This is a genomic window from Jeotgalibaca caeni (assembly GCF_028863945.1).
GTDB classification, from domain to species: Bacteria; Bacillota; Bacilli; order Lactobacillales; family Aerococcaceae; genus Jeotgalibaca; species Jeotgalibaca caeni.
On record NZ_JARBEA010000003.1, the window covers coordinates 26,750 to 47,748 of the forward strand.

General features: G+C 36.7%; 25 protein-coding genes and 2 pseudogenes. 25 read left to right on the plus strand and 2 right to left on the minus strand.

Going from position 1 to position 20,999, the window contains the following annotated elements; all coding sequences use genetic code 11:
* The first annotated feature begins 242 nt into the window (after window positions 1–242).
* The 21 genes and pseudogenes from PVE40_RS00935 (at window position 243) to PVE40_RS01035 (ending at window position 16,335) form a co-directional block, all read left to right on the plus strand.
* The gene (locus PVE40_RS00935; RefSeq protein ID WP_274729994.1) at window positions 243–644 is read left to right on the plus strand and encodes an AlbA family DNA-binding domain-containing protein; all 402 of its coding nucleotides are present in this window, start codon (window positions 243–245) and stop codon (window positions 642–644) included.
* Window positions 625–1,356: a 23S ribosomal RNA methyltransferase Erm gene (gene erm, locus PVE40_RS00940; RefSeq protein WP_218930248.1), complete on the plus strand. Its 732-nt coding sequence runs from the start codon at window positions 625–627 to the stop codon at window positions 1,354–1,356. Before PVE40_RS00935 ends, erm begins: the two co-directional genes overlap by 20 nt.
* A gap of 443 nt (window positions 1,357–1,799) precedes the next feature.
* Window positions 1,800–2,327: a GNAT family N-acetyltransferase gene (locus PVE40_RS00945; RefSeq protein ID WP_006702270.1), complete on the plus strand. Its 528-nt coding sequence runs from the start codon at window positions 1,800–1,802 to the stop codon at window positions 2,325–2,327.
* Window positions 2,328–2,607: 280 nt separating this feature from the next.
* Window positions 2,608–2,847: an N-6 DNA methylase gene (locus PVE40_RS00950; RefSeq protein WP_274729995.1), complete on the plus strand. Its 240-nt coding sequence runs from the start codon at window positions 2,608–2,610 to the stop codon at window positions 2,845–2,847.
* Between the two features lie 13 nt (window positions 2,848–2,860).
* Entirely contained in the window at window positions 2,861–3,037 is a 177-nt protein-coding gene (locus PVE40_RS00955; RefSeq protein ID WP_274729996.1) for a restriction endonuclease subunit S domain-containing protein, read from the plus strand.
* A gap of 657 nt (window positions 3,038–3,694) precedes the next feature.
* A complete protein-coding gene (gene mef(A), locus PVE40_RS00960; RefSeq protein ID WP_274729997.1) occupies window positions 3,695–4,912 on the plus strand; it encodes a macrolide efflux MFS transporter Mef(A) in 1,218 nt (405 codons plus the stop codon).
* Window positions 4,913–5,032: 120 nt separating this feature from the next.
* Window positions 5,033–6,496 carry an ABC-F type ribosomal protection protein Msr(D) gene (gene msr(D), locus PVE40_RS00965; RefSeq protein ID WP_274729998.1) on the plus strand — a complete coding sequence of 488 codons (1,464 nt, stop codon included), beginning with the start codon at window positions 5,033–5,035 and terminating at the stop codon, window positions 6,494–6,496.
* A gap of 94 nt (window positions 6,497–6,590) precedes the next feature.
* Window positions 6,591–6,938, plus strand: a complete 348-nt coding sequence (locus tag PVE40_RS00970) for a hypothetical protein (RefSeq protein ID WP_274729999.1) — start codon at window positions 6,591–6,593, stop codon at window positions 6,936–6,938.
* A complete protein-coding gene (locus PVE40_RS00975) occupies window positions 6,938–7,579 on the plus strand; it encodes a Vat family streptogramin A O-acetyltransferase (RefSeq protein WP_274730000.1) in 642 nt (213 codons plus the stop codon). The genes PVE40_RS00970 and PVE40_RS00975 overlap by 1 nt, the downstream gene beginning before the upstream one ends.
* Before the next feature lie 104 nt (window positions 7,580–7,683).
* Window positions 7,684–8,562 (plus strand): AraC family transcriptional regulator, encoded by an 879-nt coding sequence (locus PVE40_RS00980; protein WP_274730001.1) that lies wholly within the window; start codon window positions 7,684–7,686, stop codon window positions 8,560–8,562.
* Window positions 8,563–8,759: 197 nt separating this feature from the next.
* Window positions 8,760–8,846 (plus strand): annotated as a pseudogene (locus PVE40_RS00985) (site-specific recombinase); the annotation flags it as partial.
* A 142-nt stretch (window positions 8,847–8,988) separates the two neighbouring features.
* Window positions 8,989–9,213: a helix-turn-helix domain-containing protein gene (locus PVE40_RS00990; protein ID WP_274730002.1), complete on the plus strand. Its 225-nt coding sequence runs from the start codon at window positions 8,989–8,991 to the stop codon at window positions 9,211–9,213.
* Between the two features lie 15 nt (window positions 9,214–9,228).
* A complete protein-coding gene (locus tag PVE40_RS00995; protein WP_274730003.1) occupies window positions 9,229–9,897 on the plus strand; it encodes a hypothetical protein in 669 nt (222 codons plus the stop codon).
* Window position 9,898: 1 nt separating this feature from the next.
* Complete coding sequence (locus tag PVE40_RS01000; RefSeq protein ID WP_129930618.1) at window positions 9,899–10,309, plus strand: DUF6508 domain-containing protein; 411 nt, start codon at window positions 9,899–9,901, stop codon at window positions 10,307–10,309.
* A gap of 12 nt (window positions 10,310–10,321) precedes the next feature.
* The gene (locus PVE40_RS01005) at window positions 10,322–11,320 is read left to right on the plus strand and encodes a hypothetical protein (RefSeq protein ID WP_274730004.1); all 999 of its coding nucleotides are present in this window, start codon (window positions 10,322–10,324) and stop codon (window positions 11,318–11,320) included.
* 15 nt (window positions 11,321–11,335) lie between these two features.
* Window positions 11,336–12,206 (plus strand): annotated as a pseudogene (locus PVE40_RS01010) (nucleotidyltransferase domain-containing protein).
* Window positions 12,187–12,921 carry a class I SAM-dependent methyltransferase gene (locus PVE40_RS01015; protein WP_086307095.1) on the plus strand — a complete coding sequence of 245 codons (735 nt, stop codon included), beginning with the start codon at window positions 12,187–12,189 and terminating at the stop codon, window positions 12,919–12,921. The pseudogene PVE40_RS01010 and the gene PVE40_RS01015 overlap by 20 nt, the downstream one beginning before the upstream one ends.
* Before the next feature lie 32 nt (window positions 12,922–12,953).
* Window positions 12,954–13,817: an aminoglycoside nucleotidyltransferase ANT(6)-Ia gene (locus PVE40_RS01020; RefSeq protein ID WP_002294505.1), complete on the plus strand. Its 864-nt coding sequence runs from the start codon at window positions 12,954–12,956 to the stop codon at window positions 13,815–13,817.
* A 43-nt stretch (window positions 13,818–13,860) separates the two neighbouring features.
* Window positions 13,861–14,388, plus strand: coding sequence for a phosphoribosyltransferase family protein (locus tag PVE40_RS01025; protein ID WP_002294507.1), 528 nt, complete (start codon window positions 13,861–13,863; stop codon window positions 14,386–14,388).
* Between the two features lie 132 nt (window positions 14,389–14,520).
* Window positions 14,521–15,309, plus strand: a complete 789-nt coding sequence (gene ant(9), locus PVE40_RS01030; RefSeq protein WP_014638242.1) for an aminoglycoside nucleotidyltransferase ANT(9) — start codon at window positions 14,521–14,523, stop codon at window positions 15,307–15,309.
* A 225-nt stretch (window positions 15,310–15,534) separates the two neighbouring features.
* Complete coding sequence (locus PVE40_RS01035) at window positions 15,535–16,335, plus strand: DUF2785 domain-containing protein (RefSeq protein WP_274730005.1); 801 nt, start codon at window positions 15,535–15,537, stop codon at window positions 16,333–16,335.
* Between the two features lie 213 nt (window positions 16,336–16,548).
* On the opposite strand, the gene PVE40_RS01040 is transcribed toward PVE40_RS01035, so the two are convergent.
* The gene (locus PVE40_RS01040) at window positions 16,549–17,076 is read right to left on the minus strand and encodes a VanZ family protein (protein ID WP_258150085.1); all 528 of its coding nucleotides are present in this window, start codon (window positions 17,074–17,076) and stop codon (window positions 16,549–16,551) included.
* 198 nt (window positions 17,077–17,274) lie between these two features.
* Between PVE40_RS01040 and PVE40_RS01045 the strand changes: the two genes are divergently transcribed.
* The 3 genes from PVE40_RS01045 (at window position 17,275) to PVE40_RS01055 (ending at window position 19,169) form a co-directional block, all read left to right on the plus strand.
* Window positions 17,275–17,403 carry a hypothetical protein gene (locus PVE40_RS01045; RefSeq protein WP_274730006.1) on the plus strand — a complete coding sequence of 43 codons (129 nt, stop codon included), beginning with the start codon at window positions 17,275–17,277 and terminating at the stop codon, window positions 17,401–17,403.
* Window positions 17,404–17,647: 244 nt separating this feature from the next.
* The gene (locus PVE40_RS01050) at window positions 17,648–18,406 is read left to right on the plus strand and encodes a peptidase E (RefSeq protein WP_274730007.1); all 759 of its coding nucleotides are present in this window, start codon (window positions 17,648–17,650) and stop codon (window positions 18,404–18,406) included.
* A 1-nt stretch (window position 18,407) separates the two neighbouring features.
* Window positions 18,408–19,169 carry an SDR family oxidoreductase gene (locus PVE40_RS01055; protein WP_274730008.1) on the plus strand — a complete coding sequence of 254 codons (762 nt, stop codon included), beginning with the start codon at window positions 18,408–18,410 and terminating at the stop codon, window positions 19,167–19,169.
* Window positions 19,170–19,265: 96 nt separating this feature from the next.
* On the opposite strand, the gene PVE40_RS01060 is transcribed toward PVE40_RS01055, so the two are convergent.
* Window positions 19,266–19,742 (minus strand): nucleoside deaminase, encoded by a 477-nt coding sequence (locus tag PVE40_RS01060; RefSeq protein ID WP_274730009.1) that lies wholly within the window; start codon window positions 19,740–19,742, stop codon window positions 19,266–19,268.
* A 95-nt stretch (window positions 19,743–19,837) separates the two neighbouring features.
* Between PVE40_RS01060 and PVE40_RS01065 the strand changes: the two genes are divergently transcribed.
* Entirely contained in the window at window positions 19,838–20,974 is a 1,137-nt protein-coding gene (locus PVE40_RS01065; RefSeq protein ID WP_274730010.1) for an RtcB family protein, read from the plus strand.
* Window positions 20,975–20,999: the final 25 nt, after the last annotated feature.

The following is a 20,999-nucleotide window of genomic DNA, read 5'->3' on the forward strand; positions in this document are numbered from 1 at the left end:
CTATAATAGGTTCGAAACCTAAAACTCGCAAAATTATTAGAAGAATTATTTCGCACGTAAGGTAGTTTTTTTTTGATAGATTAGGAGAATAAAGCGAATAATTATGAATAAATCGTGCGTGAATCGTGCGTGAATCGTGCAAAAAAATCAAGAAATAAATAAAGAATCCCTTTACAAAGGGCTCTTTTTAGAAAATAATCGTGCGTGAATCGTGCTAAAATAGAAAAAATAGAGGTATATAGATGGATAAAGAAAAATTATTAGAGTTAACCGAGGGAAAGAACGTTGAACTAAAAAAAGCAAAAAATAATGTTCCAGACTCATTCTGGGATACTTATTCTGCTTTCGCCAATACTGATGGTGGTCTTGTGGTATTTGGAGTGGATGAGAAAAATAATGAAGTGACTGGAGTAGATGATCCTTATAAACTAAGAGATGATTTGTTTAACTTGCTTAATAACACTCAAAAAGTTAGCGCAAATATTATTGAAGATGAAGATGTTCGAATTATAAATCTAGAGGATGGCACAAATGTCATTTTCGTTCATATCCCAGAAGCACCATATAATTTAAAACCAATTTATCTAAAGAATAACCCCCGGTTAGCAATAGAAAGGGCTTATAATGAAAAGACAACAAATTAAATACACACAAAATTTTATAACTGCTAAAGAAGACATTGAAGGCATATTATCCTTAACTAATATCTCACAGAATGATTTATTATATGAGATAGGATCTGGTAAAGGACATTTTACAAAAGAATTATGCAAAATTTGTAAGGAAGTAACTGCCATTGAAATTGATACAAAGATGTGTGAGGCAACTAGAAAAAGAGTTGGAAATCAAAATAATCTTAACATTATTAATGAGAATGTTTTGTCCTATAATTTCCCTCATGACAAGGATTATAAAATATTTGGAAATATACCTTACAACATCAGTACCGATCTTGTAAAAAAGATTGCTTACGAAACCTCGGCAAGCGACAGTTTTTTAATTGTAGAAGAAGGCTTTGCAAAAAGATTATTAGATATGAATCGAGCTTTGGCATTAATCCTTAGAAAAGATTTAGAAATATCAATCGTAAAAAATATTCCGAGAACAATATTTCATCCTAGACCTAGTGTTGACTCTTCACTAATTAGAATGAAAAGACTCAATAATTATATGACATCAAGAGATAGACAAATCTATGAGGATTTTGTGTATAGCTGGGTGAATAAAGATTATCGAAAATTATTTACTAAAAACCAAATTCGAAGAGTTAAACAAAATGTAAAGATTAATGATTTTAGTCAGGTCACATTGGAACAATTTGATAGTATATTTGAGAGTTATCAATTGTTTAATTAAATTTATAGATTATGATTCTTAAGTTTTATTCCTAATGTTGGCTAGACTATTGATATGTAGACAAACATAAATTCAGGCGGATTGCACAATGAGCAATTTTTAAGACATATTGATGAAAAGAGTGATGTATATTTGAAAAGCTCTACTAATACTAATATGAGCTGGATATAATCTTTTTGAAAGATTGATTGAAGAATTAGTTAAACATTAATCTTAACGAAAAATAGGAGAGACATGGAGCTATGCAGTGATTATGCATAGCCTTTGTCCCTCTTTAGTATTATTTTAAAGAAAATTTGTGTCATGTGTCGTATATAAATATTTACTTTGAAGGCACTTTTCAATAAAATTTGAGTGATAACAAGAAAACTTTGTGCAGATGACTTACCAGAAGAAGTAATTTCTTGTAAGGTTCTGTCTAGTCGATATGGAGGAGAAAAAGCATGAATTTAACAACAGAAAGAATGACCTTGAGAACTTTTAAATCACAAGATTTAAGAGATCTATTAGATTTTTATCAAGATGAAGAGGTTTGTAAATACTTGTTACATGAGCCATGGGATGATAGTACTTCTACTGAGTTATTAAATGAGAAAATAAATAATAATGAGCTTTCTGAAGCGAAGTTGTTGAACATAGCTTGTGTGTTAGAGGAGAAAGTTATCGGGGATATTTCTGTTTGGTACACCGATATGAAAGAAACGGTAGAAATTGGCTATGTTTTTAATCCTAAGTATTCTGGACGTGGATATGCAAGTGAAGCGGTAACGAGAGTGATTGGCTATTTATTTTCAGAACATAATGTTCATCGTATCCAGGCGGTGCTAGATGCAAGAAATTTTGCCTCAGCGAAATTATGTCAAAGAGTAGGTATGCGACAAGAGGCACACTTTATCCAAGATTATTGGAGTAAAGGCGAATGGACGGATAGTTACGTCTATGCAATTTTGGCATCTGAGCATGTAATCTAATTACCATCCAAACCACACTTCCAACATACTATTATCAATTAATACGTTAACCACCATACATGTTGAGTGTGTAGTATTGATGTCCAGGGTTGAGAAGTAAGAGTGTAAAAGGTTAGTAAATAAGCACTTTCCGTGATTTGAGATCTGGCTCTAAGCCGGAAGGATAATCACGGTTTTTTATTTGAGGGAAATTATCCAAGAATAGAAAAGCGTAAGATTGAGTGGATAGATTAACTTTTGGGCTTGTGAGTTGATAGGATTGCTGACAAAAATATAGTGAGTGGATAGGATTATTGTCAAGGGTTTCTGTAAGTCGGCCAAAATTGAAGAAATCAGAGAGCATGAATATGTCCTAACCCCAGGAAGATATGTAGGAATAGAAGTTGTAGAAGATAATGTAATTCCATTCGATGAAAAGATGGAGAATATGACAGCTGAGCTGGCTGAACTCTTTGCTAAATCACGACACCTTGAAGATGAGATCAGAAAGAATCTTGGGGGTATTAGGTATGAGTTTTAGGGAGTGGAGTGAAGTGAAATTAGAAGAAATTAATGATATTGAAATGGGCCAATCTCCAAAATCAGAACTTTACAACCAAACAGGAGAAGGCTTACCGTTTCTGCAAGGCAACAGAACATTTGGAGATAAATATCCATACTTTGATACTTATTACACAGAAAATAAAAAAAAGCAAACACAAACGATGTAATTATGAGCGTTAGAGCTCCCTGTTGGTGATTTAAATATTTCCCAGACAAAAATAAGCCTCGGTAGAGGGGTTTGCGCAATGAGACTGAAAGGTGAACAGAATAATAACCATCTGTTTTATCTGATGAAACACAATATTAAAGAGATGATAAATCAGGAAAGTGGAACAGTTTTTGGGTCAGTATATAAAAAAGATATATTGGGTTTAGAAGCAAAATTACCAATATACCACTTCGTCATAGCCTTCAAATCAGGTTTCGAAATGGAAGTATGAGATGCAATTGATTATTTTTGTATTGAACATATCGTTTTGTTGTGTTATTCTACAGCTTGATATAAATAAAGATGTAGGAGGAACCGAAACTATGACAGCATCAATACGTTTAAAATAAGCTGGCAATAAAAAAGGCAGAATCTATCCCAATGATAGGCTTTTTTGTTGTGCTTATTTATACGATATTGAGCATTCATTAGTTAAGGTGAGGATGTAGGTTATTTAACTATACCTTTATTTAACGATGTCTTTAATATGAATGTTTCCAGATTGTATGTATGCAGACCAAAAGCCACATTGTGGATTTTGGCCTGCATTTTTTATTGCCTAGAATACTATTTAAAATAGAAATTTAAGCAAAATAATATGCAGGAGATAATAGAAATGGAAAAATATATAAATTGGAAACTTAAGTTTTATACTATATGGGCAGGGCAGGCGGTATCGTTAATCACTAGTGCGATCCTACAAATGGCGATAATTTTTTACCTTACAGAAAAAACAGGATCTGCAATGGTCTTGTCTATGACTTCACTAGTAGGGTTTTTACCCTATGCGGTCTTTGGACCAGCCATTGGTGTATTAGTTGATCGTCATGATAGGAAGAAGATAATGATTGGGGCTGATTTAATTATAGCAACAGCTGGCGCAGTACTCGCTATTGTTGCGTTGTATACGGAGTTATCTGTATGGATCGTTATGGTAGTATTGTTTATCCGTAGCATTGGAACGGCTTTTCATTCTCCGGCACTCAATGCGGTTACGCCGCTTTTAGTACCAGAAGAACAGCTTACGAAATGTGCAGGTTATAGTCAGTCTGTGCAGTCGATAAGCTATATTATTAGTCCGGCGGCGGCAGCATTGTTATATTCCGCTTGGAAATTAAATGCAATTATTGCGATCGATGTATTGGGCGCTGTGATTGCATCTATTACGGTAGCAAGTGTAAGTATTCCTAAGCTGGGTGATCAAGTACAACGTTTGAAACCAAATTTCTTAAGAGAAATGAAAGAAGGAATTGTCGCATTGAGACAAAACAAAGGCTTATTTGCCTTATTACTCTTAGGAACGCTATATACGCTTGTGTATATGCCAATTAATGCACTATTTCCTTTAATTAGTATGGAATACTTTAATGGAACACCTGTGCATATTTCCATTACCGAAATCGCTTTTGCATCTGGAATGCTAGTAGGCGGTCTACTATTAGGAAGATTGGGGAAATTTGAAAAGCGTATATTACTAATAACAGGTTCATTCTTTATAATGGGAGCCAGTTTAGCTGTTTCAGGATTACTTCCTCCAAGTAGATTTGTTATATTTGTAGCTTGCTGTGCAGTAATGGGGCTTTCAGTGCCATTTTATAGCGGTGTGCAAACAGCTCTTTTTCAGGAGAAGATTAAGCCTGAATATTTAGGACGTGTATTTTCTCTGACCGGAAGTATGATGTCATTTGCTATGCCAATTGGATTAATTCTTTCTGGATTCTTTGCTGATAGAGTTGGTGTAAATCATTGGTTTTTACTATCAGGTATTTTAATTATTGGCATTGCTATAGTTTGTCCAATGATAACAGAGATTAGAGAATTAGATTTAAAATAAAATAATAATGGAGGGATACTTATGTATCTTATTTTCATGTAATTCTTCCTGCTAAAATCGCAGGGTTTTCCCTGCGTACAAGCAAATGAAAGCATGCGATTATAGACAGGAGGAAATGTTATGGAATTAATATTAAAAGCAAAAGACATTCGTGTGGAATTCACAGGGCGAGATGTTTTGGATATAGATGAATTAGAAATATATGATTATGACCGTATTGGTTTAGTAGGAGCAAATGGCGTAGGGAAAAGCACTTTACTCAAGGTGCTTTTAGGGGAACTAACCCCAGCAGGATGTAAAATTAATCGTCCAGGTGAACTTGCCTATATTCCTCAGTTGAACGAGGTAAGTTTGCAGGAGGAAAAAGATTTTGCGCTTGTAGGTAAGCTCGGTGTTGAGCAATTAGATATACAGACTATGAGCGATGGTGAAGAAACAAGACTTAAAATAGCACAGGCTTTATCAGCACAGATGCATGGTATTTTAGCGGATGAACCTACCAGTCATTTAGATCGTGAAGGAATTGATTTTCTAATTGGACAGCTAAAATATTTTACAGGTGCATTGTTAGTTATTAGCCATGACCGCTATTTTCTTGATGAAATAGTAGATAAAATATGGGAACTGAAAGATGGCAAAATCAACGAGTATTGGGGAAACTATTCTGATTATCTTCGTCAGAAAGAGGAAGAACGCAAGAGCCAAGGTGCACAATACGAACAATTTATTGCAGAACGTGCCCGATTGGAAAGGGCTGCGGAGGAAAAGCGAAAACAGGCTCGTAAAATAGAACAGAAGGCAAAAGGTTCTTCAAAGAAAAAAAGTACTGAAGGCGTAGGGCGTTTAGCTCATCAAAAATCAATAGGAAGTAAGGGGAAAAAGTTGCATAATGCCGCTAAATCCCTAGAGCACAGGATTGCAGCCTTAGGAAATGTAGAAGCTCCGGAAGACATTCGCAGAATTCGTTTCAGGCAAAGTAAAGCATTGGAGCTTCATAATCCATACCCTATAGTCGGTACGGAAATTAATAAAATCTTTGGGGATAAGGCACTGTTTAAAAATGCATCTTTTCAAATTCCTCTAGGAGCAAAAGTAGCGCTAACTGGAGGTAATGGAACAGGAAAAACAACCTTAATCCAAATGATCTTAAATCATGAAGATGGAATTTCTATTTCACCTAAGGCCAAAATAGGATACTTTGCACAAAATGGTTACAAATACAACAGTAATCAAAAAGTCTTGGAATTCATGCAGGAGGATTGTGATTACAATGTTTCGGAAATTCGTTCTGTGTTAGCATCAATGGGAATTAAACAAAACGACATAGGAAAAAGCTTAGTTGTTTTAAGTGGTGGTGAAATCATGAAATTATTGCTAGCTAAAATGCTTATGGGTAGATATAACATCTTACTAATGGATGAACCCAGCAACTTCCTTGACATACCAAGCTTAGAGGCTTTGGAAAGATTAATGAAGGAGTATGCTGGAACTATAGTGTTTATCACCCATGACAAACGGCTACTTGATAATGTGGCTAATGTGATTTATGAAATCAAAGATAAGAAATTAAACTTAGTCCGATAATTATTTTGCTTTTCTTATTTGACAGATCGTAAGTAGGGCAGAGAAAAAGATTATGGATTTTATCTAAGCGCTAAGTAGTTTAGATCACTCCGCTTTGAAGAAAGGATTAACTGAATTTTTTATGTTTGAGGCAGGTTTCTCTTTAATGTTTGCTGAGAACAATATAGATAAAGACGATGTATCCTATGTTTGCGGGCATTGCTTTCGAAGCATATCTTCCCTTAATCAAGTCTTATTTGCAGTAAATAAAGAATATTGTATAAATGAAAAAAAGGCTGTTAAGATGATCGAGGATTTTAAGATCAAGCCAAGCGATTACAAGGAAAGGGTCGATAAGGTTATTTCCTTAATATCAACTAATGTAGATTGTACAAGAAAAGGAATAGAGATTCTTCAAAGACTAGTAAATGAGGTTGAATACCTGAAAGGAGCCCATATTTAATGACGGGGCCAGATAAGAAAAAGCTTTATCCGAATGAAAATATAAAGACGGTTTGCTATATAAGTAATCTACCTAAAAGACCAAATGTTGAGATTGGTGAATACACTTATTACAGCGACGATAATAAATCTCCTGAGAAATTTTATGATAATATAGAGCACCACTACGAATTTCTTGGAGATAAACTCATTATAGGCAAGTTCTGTGCAATTGCAGCGGGTGTTAAGTTTATCATGAATGGTGCAAATCATAGAATGGATGGAATTACAACCTATCCCTTTAATATCTTTGGCTGTGGATGGGAAAAAGTGACTCCTACAATAGAACAACTTCCTTTTAAGGGTGACACAGTGATTGGCAATGATGTGTGGATAGGTCAAAATGTAACCATAATGCCAGGTGTTAAAATTGGAGATGGTGCGATTATTGCTGCTAACTCAACAGTAGTAAAAAGTGTTGAACCCTATTCAATATATGGTGGGAATCCAGCTAAGTTTATCAAAAAACGCTTTAGTGACAAAAAGATTGAATTCTTGCTAAAGCTTCAATGGTGGAATTGGAGCGAAGAGGAAATATTTAATAATCTTGAAATGTTAACATCCGAAGCAGGGTTAGAGCAATTAATGAATAAACAAATGTAAACTAAAGGGTTTCCCGAATAAGGTGAGTCGACTACATTGTGCACAGATTGTCGGATGGGTAAATGCATCCTTTGATAATATTGATGATGAAAGGAGGTTGTTTGATGGATTCTTTAAGAAGTATGAATAATGCATTGGCATATATTGAAGAGCAGTTAACAGAGGAAATTGATTATAGTGAAGTATCTAAAATCGCTTATTGTTCAGAGTATCATTTCAAGCGGATGTTTTCTTTTTTAGCAGGCATAAGTTTATCAGAATATATTCGGAGAAGAAGACTGACGTTGGCTGCACTTGATCTGAAAGATAGGGATTTGAGAATAATTGATGTAGCCGTCAAATATGGCTATAATTCGGCTGATTCATTTTCCCGTGCTTTTCATTCCCTGCATGGCATTCTCCCTTCTGAGGCAAGGAGTGAGAATACACAATTAAAAGCTTATCCTCGAATGTCCTTTCAATTATCAATTAAAGGAGGATGCGAAATGAACTATCGTATTGTTGAGAAAGGACCCTTTAAGTTAGTAGGATTTAAGAAGAGAGTTCCAATTATTTTTAAAGGTGTCAATCCAGAGATTGCAAAAATGACTGAACTTTTAACCACGGATGTTATTAAACAATTAAAAGCAATTTCAAATGTAGAACCAACAGGTATTATTAGTGCTTCCACTAATTTCTCGGAAGGGAGAATGGAAGAAAGAGGAGAACTAGATCATTACATCGGTGTAGCAACTTCAAGTGATGAAACAGCAGAATTTGATGTATTAAAAATTGATGCTAGTACTTGGGCTGTATTTGAATCGATTGGACCATTCCCGGAAACACTTCAAAATGTGTGGGGTAGGATATATTCAGAGTGGTTTCCATCATCAGGATACGAGGCGGTTGAAGGTCCTGAAATTTTATGGAGTGAGAGTCCAGACACTGGGAATCCTAAGTATAGAAGCGAAATTTGGATTCCAGTAAAGAAAAAAGACTATTAATTACATCAATGTTTACGAAAAGGGCGCTCTTATTAAGAGTGCCCTTTTCGTAAACGATACGATTGGTGGATATGTTCCCACGAACGTACCGATAAGTCGACGTGTTCCCACATACGACCATTTTGCTAAAAATCGTAAATCTATCAATTCTATCAATCCGCAAGAACAAATTCCGTACCTTAGAGTACGATGATAAGCTTGTAAGGAAGATAATCCAGAGCGTTACAGTCTATGAAGAACACTTCGTCATATCCTTTAAATCTGGTATTGAAATTGAAATATGAAAACCAGAAGTAAATAGCCCATGACTCTACAGTAGAGTTGTGGTTTTTCTTTTGCTTGCTGATTATAATAATATTTTAATAACTATTGTGTTTATCAACCAAATGGTTTATAATATTCTTAGCGTAAACTTGGAGGTGCTGTGTGACTACGGCAGAAATGATTAAAGAACTGTGTGAGCAAATGAATATAAGTGTTTCCGAACTTGCTAGACGTATTGGCCAGACTCCTCAGAATTTCAATAAGAAATTGAAACGCGAAACGGTAACCTTAGATGAGTTGAAAGCCATTGCTGATGTGCTAGGTGTCAAGTTTGAGCAGGCTTTTATATTGCCTGATGGTGATGAAATAAAAATATCTAACGAATAAAGGAGGCAGTCTAATATGATGATTAGTCCGGAAAGTTACTATGAAGAGTATCTCAAAGGAAAAACAAAAGAAGAAATAATGACCGCCATCCGAGGACTTAAGCAAGAAATAGGTCAGCTCAAAAATTCTATGGAAAACCCGTATAATGACACTAAAACTGTTATGCATCCAAGTGAAGATACCCGCCTTCATTGGAGCCGTAAATATTTGGATAAAGCCAAGCAAGCCTATGGTGAGGCTGGCGGAACTTATACTTTATCAAAGTCTGAAGAAAAGGCAGCCGATTTTGATGCGAACATAAATGCTATCTGCAAGATCACCTTTAACATTGGTGGTTACTTTGGCGGTTATAGCACCTATATTGTAGAGCTATCCGAAGAATTGAAAGCCTATACAAAGTTATGGGAAGATGTAGAACCACTTGTATTGTTGGATGATAATAAAGAGCCCTTTATAAAGGATACTTTCATTGGGGCACTTAAGGAACTTCATATCGGTGAGTGGCGAAGACATTATACAACTAAACGTTTCGGATACATGGTACTTGATGGAACACAGTGGGAGTTGGAATTTGAATATAGTAATGGCCATAAGCCAGTAAGATTTGATGGCGATAACTCTTACCCTTATAACTTTGATAAGTTCCAGAGACTATTTGGCATTGATGTTACTGAGGAGGATTAGGATGAGTAAATTCGATATTTTGACAAAATACATACCTATGATTCAGACAGACAGTTTTGGAGAATGGGTTATTGATAAAGAAAACGATGGAACACCAGAACATCCAATACAGATGCCTTGTGTGCGGTATTCCGAAATGGTGAGCAACTTTATTGACGATGTTTATACCTTTGAAGAAAGCAATAAAGATATGGAGCTTACCCGCTATGGGGATATTCTCAAAGAAAATGGTCTTGAATGGGGAACCGACTCTATGAAAGATGCTGACGTTTCAAGCTTAAATGCACAGTGTGTGCTTGCGCTTCTTATGGGTGCAGTAAGAGCTGAGCGTTTCTGTGATGGTGCATTACTAGATTTCTTTAAAAGTGGCTACATATTGAAGTGGCTTGAAAGATTACAAAACATAGAGTAAGGAGGTTAACTAGTGGATATAAGCAAATTAAAAGAAATGCCATATGATGAGTTACGTGTTTTATATAAGCAGCATTTACATAGTTTGAACATTTCAAAAGCAACCATAAATACTGCTTCCGTAGATACCTTCTATTTATGGAGAAAGGATAGTAAAACCCTTTTCTGGGATACGGTCTTATCTAATGATTTTGAGAGTGAAGCTAGGTCAAGATTATTGAAAACTCTTTCTGAACACTCGTCAGGTAATGTTAATGCTCTGGTAAGTGGCTATTTGTCTCACCTAAGAAAGTTTCGTTTGTATATAAATTCTGATAGTACTTGGGAGCAATCTGAAACCAATCAAGTAAAAACAGAAAAAAAAACAAATTTACGAAGAACAAAAAAAGATATTGTCATCCCTTCTCCAACGGTTGAGCAAGTTGAGTTTTATCTTACAAAGTGGGATGGACTTGAAAATTATCATTTACAAGAGGATGCACTTAATAAACTGTTCTTTGAGCTATGCCCGAAGAATACAGACATAATCGATGTTCTTTTGAAGGCATCAACGCTTAATGATTTTTATAGTACGAATATTTTCTCAATCTATCCAGTAGCTAAGCACATATGCGCTTTGGATATTGATGCGAGGCTTAAGGCTGGTGATGTTACTCTTGTTGGAGATATCCAGTATGTACCTATCGGTGATACAGAGAAGAATTTTTACTCCTTTGCCACAAAGTATTGTAGCCATCACAATCCACTCGATTATCCGATTTATGACAGCTACGTCGATGAGGTACTTCGCTATTTTAGAAATCGTGATAGCTTCTCAGATTTCCAAGATGGTGATTTGAAAGACTATGTTAAATTCAAAGGTATACTGATTGATTTCCGTGCCTTCTATGGCTTGGATAAATTTAGCCTGAAGCAAATCGACCAGTATGTTTGGCAGCTCGGGAAGGATTACTTCCCGAAGAACTACGGAAAGAAAAAGAGAGGAGACAAGTATTTTGTCTTTAATCGATAAAAGGGGTGTGTTCGTATGGTAGATAATGTAATTCAAATAGTAACAGAGAAATTATCTTCTTTGCCTTGCATAGGAGGCATTGTATTAGGGGGCTCACGTGCAAGAGGCACCCATACAGAGGATTCTGATATAGATATCGGAATCTATTACAATTCAGAATCATTTGACCTGACAGCGATTAATCAAATTGCTACAGAATTGGATGATGAGAATAGAAACGACCTTGTTGTACCTCCCGGAGCGTGGGGTGATTGGATTAATGGCGGCGGATGGTTAGTTATAAACGGGTATCATGTTGACTTGATTTTACGTGATATAAAACGGGTGGAACAAATAATCAAAGATACGGAGCAAGGAATTGTTACTGCCAATTATCAGACTGGGCATCCCCATGGTTATATAAGTGCTATGTATCGTGGAGAATTGGCGATCAGCAAGATACAATATGCTAAAAATGAAAGCTTATGCGAATTAAAAAATCAGGCGGAAATTTACCCTGGTGCTCTAAAGAAGAGCTTGATAAACTTTTTTTTATTTGAAGCAGAGTTCTCTTTAATGTTTGTAAAAGCAAATGTGGGAGCAGAGGATAAATATTATATTGCAGGCCATGTTTTTCGTATTATTTCATGCTTAAATCAAGTACTATTTGCATGCAATAATGCTTATTGCATTAACGAAAAGAAAGCTATAAAACTGCTTGAAACTTTTGAATATAAACCTAAAAAATATGCCGAAAGGGTAAATCATATTTTTGAAGTACTCGGTCTTTCACTTTTTGAATGCTACGATATGACCGAGAAGCTTTATAAAGAAGTGAAAAAAATTGCAACGGAGATAAATAACTTTTTAAACGAGGGGGAATTCAGATGAAAGAAAACAAATATGATGATAATATATTTTTTCAAAAATACAGTCAAATGAGTCGCTCACAGCAGGGACTAGCCGGTGCAGGAGAATGGGAAACATTGAGAAAGCTGCTGCCGGATTTTAAAGATAAGCGTGTGCTTGATTTAGGATGCGGCTATGGATGGCACTGTATTTATGCGATGGAACACGGAGCGTCTTCTGTTGTAGGTGTTGATATTTCTCATAAAATGCTCGAGGTAGCCAAAGAAAAAACACATTTTCCACAGGTTGAATATAAATGCTGTGCTATAGAAGATGTGGAATTCCCAGAGGAGAGTTTTGATGTAATATTAAGTTCACTTGCGTTTCACTATGTAGCAGATTATGAGATTTTAGTAAAAAAGATATATAGAATACTGAAGTCTGGTGGTAAGCTAGTTTTTACGGTTGAACATCCTGTTTTTACTGCCTATGGAACACAAGACTGGCATTATAACGAAAAAGGAGAAATACTGCATTTTCCGGTGGATAATTATTATTATGAGGGCAAACGGACAGCTATGTTTTTGGAAGAAAAGGTTACAAAATATCATAGAACACTGACCACATATCTAAATACACTGCTTTCAAATAGTTTTATAATAAATCAGATTGTGGAGCCACAGCCGCCAGAGAACATGATGGATATTCCGGGGATGGCGGATGAAATGCGACGCCCAATGATGCTGATTGTATCGGCAAAAAAGAAGATGTAATAATATAGAAAAAATAAACGAGGAGTATGTAAATGAGATCAGAAAAAGAAATGATGGATTTAGTACTTTCTTTAGCAGAACAGGATGAACGTATTCGAATTGTGACCCTTGAGGGGTCACGCGCAAATATTAATATACCTAAAGATGAATTTCAGGATTATGATATTACATATTTTGTAAGTGATATAGAACCGTTTATATCTAATGATGACTGGCTTAATCAATTTGGGAATATAATAATGATGCAAAAGCCGGAGGATATGGAATTATTCCCACCTGAAGAAAAGGGATTTTCCTATCTTATGCTATTTGATGATTACAATAAAATTGATCTTACCTTATTGCCCTTGGAAGAGTTAGATAATTACCTAAAGGGCGATAAATTAATAAAGGTTCTAATTGATAAAGATTGTAGAATTAAAAGGGACATAGTTCCGACTGATATAGATTATCATGTAAGAAAGCCAAGCGCAAGGGAGTATGATGATTGCTGCAATGAATTTTGGAATGTAACACCTTATGTTATTAAAGGATTGTGCCGCAAAGAGATACTGTTTGCAATCGATCATCTGAACCAGATTCTACGGTTTGAACTACTTAGGATGATGTCGTGGAAGGTTGGGATAAAGACAGAATTTTCATTAAGTGTTGGGAAGAATTATAAGTATATTAACAAATACATTGATGAAGATCTATGGAATAGATTATTATCTACATATCGCATGGATTCCTATGAAAATATTTGGAAGTCATTATTTATATGCCACCAATTGTTCAGGGAAGTGTCCAAAGAGGTAGCAGAACTACTGGGGTTTGATTATCCAGAGTATGGTAAGAACATAACAAGATATACCGAGGACATGTATAAAAAATATGTTGAAAATGACTATTTTTAAAGATTAGCAAAGATTATTAACCATAAGCAAGGGGTGTAAATGTATGGAAAGTACTGATGTTATAAATGAAATTAGAGGTATATTACCTCGTAACTCAATTGGAAAATATGATTTACTAACTATTTTTACACATAAAACCGTTTTTGATAAAATTGTAAAAGTACTATCATTGGATTTTCAAAATAAAGTAGATTATGTGGCTGCCCCAGAAGCAATTGGATGGATACTAGGCACTGCCATAGCCAAAGAACTTGGAGTGGGGTTTATTGGAGTAAGAAAAGGTGATAAGCTGCCATACGCAAAAGAAGAGATTATTTCGACACATTTTACCGACTATTCAGGTCAAGATAAAAGCTTTGAAATATCTAAGAGTTCTATTGTGAGGAACAAAAGAGTTTTGATTGTAGATGATTGGATAGAGACAGGTTCTCAAATGAAGGCTTTAATAGCTTTGTTAGAGAAATTGGATTGCAGCATTATTGGGTTGGCTACTATTGGGATTGATATAAATGAGGTTACTCAAAAATGGATAGACAGCAGTTTTGTAGCTTATATTGGCTCAAACATATAATAAACCGAAAGAAAATCTTGAATCAAAATTTTGGATGGCGTTAATTTACAATACAACGAAAGATGTTTACTCTTTTTTTTATAAATTTTAAGAGGCGTTAAAAAACAGTTTTCAGACGAAAGGAGATCGAAGTTGAGTATAGATTTAAGTAACAAAAAAATTCCGAAAGAAGCAATTCAAGCATTAAAAACTATAGCGGAACTACTTGATAATATGTTAATTGGGGTGTATTTGTATGGTTCGGCAGTAATGGGTGGTTTACGTATGAATAGCGATGTAGATATTTTGGTAATAACAAATCAAAGTTTATCTGAAAAAACTCGAAGGAATCTTACAAATAGGTTAATGCTTATATCTGGGAAAATAGGAAACATAAAAGATATGAGGCCTCTTGAAGTTACGGTCATAAATCAAAAGGATATTGTCCCTTGGCATTTCCCCCCCAAATATGAATTTATGTATGGCGAGTGGCTAAGAGAGCAGTTTGAAAAGGGAGAAATTCCTGAGTCGACTTATGATCCGGATTTAGCAATACTTTTAGCACAACTAAGAAAAAATAGTATTAACCTTTTGGGACCAAAGGCAACAGAAGTAATTGAGCCTGTGCCAATGACAGATATTCGAAAAGCAATTAAAGAATCGTTGCCCGGGTTGATAACTAGCATTAAAGGTGACGAACGCAATGTGATTTTAACTTTAGCCAGAATGTGGGTGACAGCATCTACTGGTGAAATCAGATCAAAAGATCTGGCAGCTGAATGGGCAATACCTCAATTACCTTATGAGCATGCCATTTTACTTGACAAAGCAAGAAAGGCTTATCTAGGAGTGTATATTGATAAGTGGAAAGGAATGGATTCTGAGGTGACTGAACTCGTTAATAATATGAAGAAGTCTATAGAGTCTTCCCTTAATCTCTAAAAGGCTGGTGTTGAGAATTCCATTGATAGGTTCTCTCATACCGAAATTTCTTAAAATGGTCAAAAACCGCTGGATATGTTCCCGTCTACCGATAGTTCCAAAAATGCTGCTGATATGTTTCCACAGACGGGCAAAGTAATATGACATCAATGCCATCAACTCGAGCCACGTCGAGGCGGTAGTGTTGCTAGAGCGAACAAACAAAGTTAAATAAGGCGGATAATAATGACATTAAAAAATGAACTGAGAAATTTAGAAGCATCTTTACCTGATAGTGATATAAATGTTCTGATTGAAAAAATGCTGGGTAATATAGGTTCCACTGATTCAGAACTCAGGGATACGCTCATTTATCAGACCTTTGGAAAACTTATTTGCGAGGATTATGTAACAAACGAACAAATGGAACACATCCTGGAGGTTTGCCTTAGAAACTTGTTCATGAATATCGGTCAAAAAGAGAGCGACTCCGTATTTACTCGTTCTTTCAGCTCGCTGGTCATGGTGCTGGTCTTGGATAAAGATCAGGAAAAACAATTTTTATCAGAGGATATTTTGAAGAAGACTACGATCTCTAGTATGAATTATTTGAAGCTCGAAGAGGATATTCGTGGCCATGTTGTTGGAAAAGGGTGGGCACACAGCATAGCGCATGGAGCGGATTTATTAACTGCAGCCATCCGCCATCCGAGTTTTGATCCCACGTTGTCTTTTGAATGTTTAGAAACAATTCAAGGATGCTTATTCAAAACAGGACACCCTTTTATGGATGAGGAAGAGGAAAGACTGCTTTTTGCAGTAGAAGCCCTTCAAGAAAAAGGCGTATCGGAAAATGATATGGAGAACTGGATATGGAAGATTTTTGACGAACTTAATGAAGTATTGGAGAAAGAAGGATACAGTTTAAACTTCTTCTGGAAAAAATCGAATGTCATCCATTTTTTGAGAGGATATTATTTTAGGTTATTGTACAAAAATCGTTGTCTGAAATTAAGAGAAACGATAGGAACGATTTTAGAACAATGACATACGAAGATGTATAGCTAGAGTACAAGGACATGTGCTAACAAAAAAGCAAAAATACAGCCCCGTTTCTTGATGAGATGTACTTCTTAATTCAACCAGTAGAATTCAGCTGGTTGTTAAATTAAGAAGATTGATTTCATCAAGAAGCGGAGCTTTTTTGAAGGTTCTTTTAGAAAAAACAACACTGCTACCGCAATGCTGCTTGGTTGCTAATTAATATAACTTAAACTGATGCATCCAAGAAGTTTCCTTAGCAGTGTGAAAGGTACCACTGACAATTAAATATCCAAATGCTGCTCCTAAGGTATTGATAACAAGGTCAGCAACGTCGGCTCCACGCCAGCCGCCCAAGAAGTAATTCGTTAAAAATTGTAAAAATTCAATGCTGAAGCTAACTAAGAAGCCAAGTCTGATGGCTTTTAACAAAGACGAATTTTTTCTCATCAAGTAGTAATACACCGACAATGGAGCAAGCATCAGAAGATTCGGCAGGGCAGAGAGATCTAAAACAGGATCAAAGTTAATTCGGCTCTTCCAAGGTGTTTGGTTGGCATAAATTCCTGTTTGGATTTGGAAAGGAAAAAAGGTTAAATACAGTACGGCAAAGCAATAAACAACAAATGAAACAACCGTTATTTTTTGAACAGGAGAAAGACTTTTACTGACTTTATACCGCATAACATAAAATAGAGTAAGAGCGAAAATAGGTAACAAAATAAGACCTGAAATAGTTGTTTGCATGGGAAAACCTTCTTTCTTATTAGTGTACTAATAAGATAATACACTATTTGTTAAATTTAATCAGCCTTTAGAAGTATTTTTTTCTAATTTGAAAAAGTATTTGTTAACTGAGGCGTTTTCCTGTATGATTTACTGATTATCATGTGGGCAGGGATCGAATCGTTCCATCTTCAAGCCTCATCCAAGGCGGTGTAAACAGTGAATCCAAAAGAAAAAATGTTAAAGCTTATTAAGAACAAACAAGGTGGCGGCAAGTCAAAGCAAGTCGACACACCAAAGAACGATTTGAAGAACATGCGTAAAGGCCCAAAGATTTATAATAAATAAATTGAAGGACCAGACACTTTCCAATAAATGGGAGGTGTTTTTTTGTCTATCCATGCATATAGTGGCGAAAATATTTCAGTTGCCATAAAATAATGATACAGCAACTAGGAAGAAGAATGGATATGCGATACGATTGTGTAATTATTGGTAGTGGTCCGGCTGGTATGAGTGCGGTACTTGTAAAAGAACTTGTGTTTGAGAACTTTATTTCGGACAAATAAAGAATAGAGAGGTCGGTTAGAGCATGGGGAGTATTTTTGCGATTGGCGGAGGAGAAATCAGTCAATTAGAGACATTGGATATTGATAAAAAAATAGTGAAGTCAGTTGGAAAGGAAAACCCGAAAGCTCTGTTCATACCCACTGCGAGTGGTGAACCACAAGGATATATTGATTCGTTCAAGCATGTTTACGGGGAGCTTCTCGGATGTGAGACAGATGTCCTTTTATTAGTAGAGGGGAAAACAAGCCCCGCAGAAGCAAGGGAGCAAATTATGGCCGCCGATCTCGTCTATGTTGGCGGAGGAAATACTAGAAAAATGCTTCAAATTTGGGAGCAATATGGAGTAGACCAGTCATTGAAGGAAGCGTACGAAAAAGGAAAGACCCTGAGTGGCTTAAGCGCCGGATCTATTTGTTGGTTCAAGAGCGGGCATAGTGATACGGAAAGTTTTGATGCAGAAGGAACATGGAATTATGTCAGAATAGAAGCACTTGAGTTGATCGATGCCATGCACTGTCCTCATTACAACGAAGATAATCGAGAAGAAGACTTTAACCAAAAAATACTGGATTATGGTGAAGTAGGAATTGCTATCGAAAATAATTGTGCGATTGAAGTGAAGGGTCCTTCCTATCTGATCCACAAATCTCAACCACAAGCGAAAGCATATAAATTGTTTCAAGAAGACGGTGAAGTTATCAAAGAGGAGTTAGAGAATACAAAGGAATACAAACCAATTGAAGATTTGCTGCAGATTATTCCTAGTAGAAGGAGAACATAAAATGAAGAAAATCATCTTAACCGGTGGAGCAAACGGAATTGGTCGCGCACTGGTAGAAAGCTTTGTAGACAAAGTAGAACTTTACGTCATCGACCGAGATCAAGAAGCAGGGGAAGCGTTGGAAAAACGCCTTTCTTCTCCTCATCTTCATTTCTTTTACGGCAATTTGGCAGACAAAGCCACGCTAGAAGCTTTCGTAAACTTTATAACGGAACACACCAGTCAAATTGACGGCTTGATTCACAACGCAGCCATTAATCATGGCGGGTTAGTATCAAAGGCAACCTACGAAGAATTTATGGAAGTGTTACAGGTGAATGTTGGAACAGCTTATTATTTAACCCAACAATTGGAACCTTACTTTTCCGATCCTTGCAGCATTATATTGATGTCTTCTACTAGAAATCGACAAAGTATGGAGGACAATGAAAGTTATAGCAGTTCAAAAGGGGCGTTACTTTCCCTCACTCATGCCATGGCGAACAGTTTGCGTACAAAGGCTCGGGTGAATACAATTAGTCCTGGATGGATTGAAACGAGTGACTTTCAAACGCCAAGGCAAGCTGTCGAACTGTCTGGAAGTGACCACTCCCAACATTTGGTTGGTCGAGTTGGGCACCCAACGGATATTGTCGAGATGGTAGCCTTTCTCTTAGACGAGAAGAAATCTGGTTTTATCACTGGACAAGAATTTTTAGTGGACGGCGGAATGTCGAAACAAATGATCTATCATGAAGAACATGGATGGAACTATAGTAAATAAAAAAACAGCACCTGCAAAATTTCCGAATTATAGTCGGAAACTTGCAGGTGCTGCCTTTAAGTTAATTTTAAAATACGTATCAAACACATGTGTTAATTAACTTTGATGCAACTTCATATGCATTTCACGTATTAATTCTGCTAATTCAGGAACAGGTCCATCCACATTTGCATCCTGAATAATTGCTTCAATAGGCAAGCTTTTTACAGGTGAAGGTGGGCGTCCCATTTCTTTTTGCCACTCGTTCAATTGACTCGATGAACTCGCATAGACGATTCGACCTAAGCCTACCCATCCATGAGCGGCAGCACACATCGGGCAATGCTCTCCGGATGTATAGACGGTTGCTTCTTTTCGTTCTTCAGGCGACATGTGGTTGGCCGCCCAACGAGCAATCGCAAATTCTGGGTGCTGGGTGTGGTCTCCACCTGAGACGTGATTGTGATCTTCGAATAGAATTTCACCAGAAGCAGAAACTAACACTGAACCAAATGGCTCGTCTCCTTTGTCCAGAGCGGTTTGAGCAAGCTCCAAACAACGTTCCAAGTAACTTCTATCTTTTACATCAATCATATGACTCCTACCTCCTTTTGTTAAGCTCATTGTAACAGAAGTTTGATGAGGGAGGACACAATCCGCTATGATAGGAATGAGAGGGAGGGACACCTATGAAAAGTGACGAACAAATTTTGAAAGGAAAGTATGCGGAAGCAAAAATTTTCACGACGAATATCGACGAAGAAACGCTGAACCAAGTGAGACGCCTCGTTGACCATCCATATGCTAACGGGAGTACGATTCGCATTATGCCGGACACGCATATTGGTAAAGGAGCGGTAGTAGGAACAACGATGACCTTTACCGATAAAATTGTCCCCGATGTAGTCGGGGTTGATATTGGTTGTGGAATGTTTGTGGCTGAATTAGGGAATTTGCGGGTGGAGCGCCGAGAACTGGAGAGACTGGATGCGGCAATAAAGAAACATGTACCGAGTGGGACAGGCATTCGTAATCAGCCACATGGGTTTATTCGCTCGATTGATTTAGATTCCCTTTATGTTCCTTTAGAAAATCTGGATCGTATCAGACGTTCTCTCGGATCTCTGGGCGGCGGGAATCATTTTATCGAACTAAACGAAGATGAATCAGGCAACTTGTTCCTCATTATCCATTCGGGCTCACGTTCCTTAGGACAGCAAGTTGCAAAGTTCCACCAACAAAAAGCAATTCGTTACTGGCAAAGTAAGGGAAATAAAACAGTGGAGGGTCATCCAATTGATCCTGAGTTTGCTTATTTAGAGGGGGATGACATGAAGCAGTACTTGTTTGATATGGCTCTTACCCAGCGATATGCTCATCTTAACCGGAAGGCGATGATGATGGAAATTACGCAGGCAATGGGTTGGCAGCCTGTTCGGACCTTTGACGTTGTGCACAATTATTTGGATTTGAAGCAACGCATCATTCGAAAGGGTGCCATTTCCGCGCAAAAAGGAGAAGAAATTCTCATTCCAATCAATATGCGGGATGGCAGCATCTTGGCTCGGGGCAAAGGGAATCCAGATTGGAACGATTCTGCACCGCATGGAGCCGGGCGATTACTATCTAGAACGCAAGCAAGGAAGCAGTTGAAGTTGAATGAATTTCAACAAGCAATGAAAGGAATCTATTCTACTTCTGTACGAAAGGCAACCCTTGATGAAGCACCTTTTGCCTATAAACCATTGGAAGAGATTCTGGAACGCACGAAAGAAACAATGGAAGACGTTCAAATCTTAAAACCGCTCTATAATTTTAAGGCTTAAAAGTTTATCGTTGCGATAGCAAGCC

Bases quoted from the DNA above. Each gene is read 5' to 3' on its own strand.
- PVE40_RS00935 (WP_274729994.1), top strand. From the start codon at position 243: ATGGATAAAGAAAAATTATTAGAGTTAACCGAGGGAAAGAACGTTGAA.
- erm (WP_218930248.1), top strand. From the start codon at position 625: ATGAAAAGACAACAAATTAAATACACACAAAATTTTATAACTGCTAAA.
- PVE40_RS00945 (WP_006702270.1), top strand. From the start codon at position 1,800: ATGAATTTAACAACAGAAAGAATGACCTTGAGAACTTTTAAATCACAA.
- PVE40_RS00975 (WP_274730000.1), top strand. From the start codon at position 6,938: ATGACGGGGCCAGATAAGAAAAAGCTTTATCCGAATGAAAATATAAAG.
- PVE40_RS00980 (WP_274730001.1), top strand. From the start codon at position 7,684: ATGGATTCTTTAAGAAGTATGAATAATGCATTGGCATATATTGAAGAG.
- PVE40_RS00995 (WP_274730003.1), top strand. From the start codon at position 9,229: ATGATGATTAGTCCGGAAAGTTACTATGAAGAGTATCTCAAAGGAAAA.
- PVE40_RS01000 (WP_129930618.1), top strand. From the start codon at position 9,899: ATGAGTAAATTCGATATTTTGACAAAATACATACCTATGATTCAGACA.
- PVE40_RS01015 (WP_086307095.1), top strand. From the start codon at position 12,187: ATGAAAGAAAACAAATATGATGATAATATATTTTTTCAAAAATACAGT.
- PVE40_RS01020 (WP_002294505.1), top strand. From the start codon at position 12,954: ATGAGATCAGAAAAAGAAATGATGGATTTAGTACTTTCTTTAGCAGAA.
- PVE40_RS01025 (WP_002294507.1), top strand. From the start codon at position 13,861: ATGGAAAGTACTGATGTTATAAATGAAATTAGAGGTATATTACCTCGT.
- PVE40_RS01035 (WP_274730005.1), top strand. From the start codon at position 15,535: ATGACATTAAAAAATGAACTGAGAAATTTAGAAGCATCTTTACCTGAT.
- PVE40_RS01040 (WP_258150085.1), bottom strand. From the start codon at position 17,076: ATGCAAACAACTATTTCAGGTCTTATTTTGTTACCTATTTTCGCTCTT.
- PVE40_RS01050 (WP_274730007.1), top strand. From the start codon at position 17,648: ATGGGGAGTATTTTTGCGATTGGCGGAGGAGAAATCAGTCAATTAGAG.
- PVE40_RS01055 (WP_274730008.1), top strand. From the start codon at position 18,408: ATGAAGAAAATCATCTTAACCGGTGGAGCAAACGGAATTGGTCGCGCA.
- PVE40_RS01060 (WP_274730009.1), bottom strand. From the start codon at position 19,742: ATGATTGATGTAAAAGATAGAAGTTACTTGGAACGTTGTTTGGAGCTT.
- PVE40_RS01065 (WP_274730010.1), top strand. From the start codon at position 19,838: ATGAAAAGTGACGAACAAATTTTGAAAGGAAAGTATGCGGAAGCAAAA.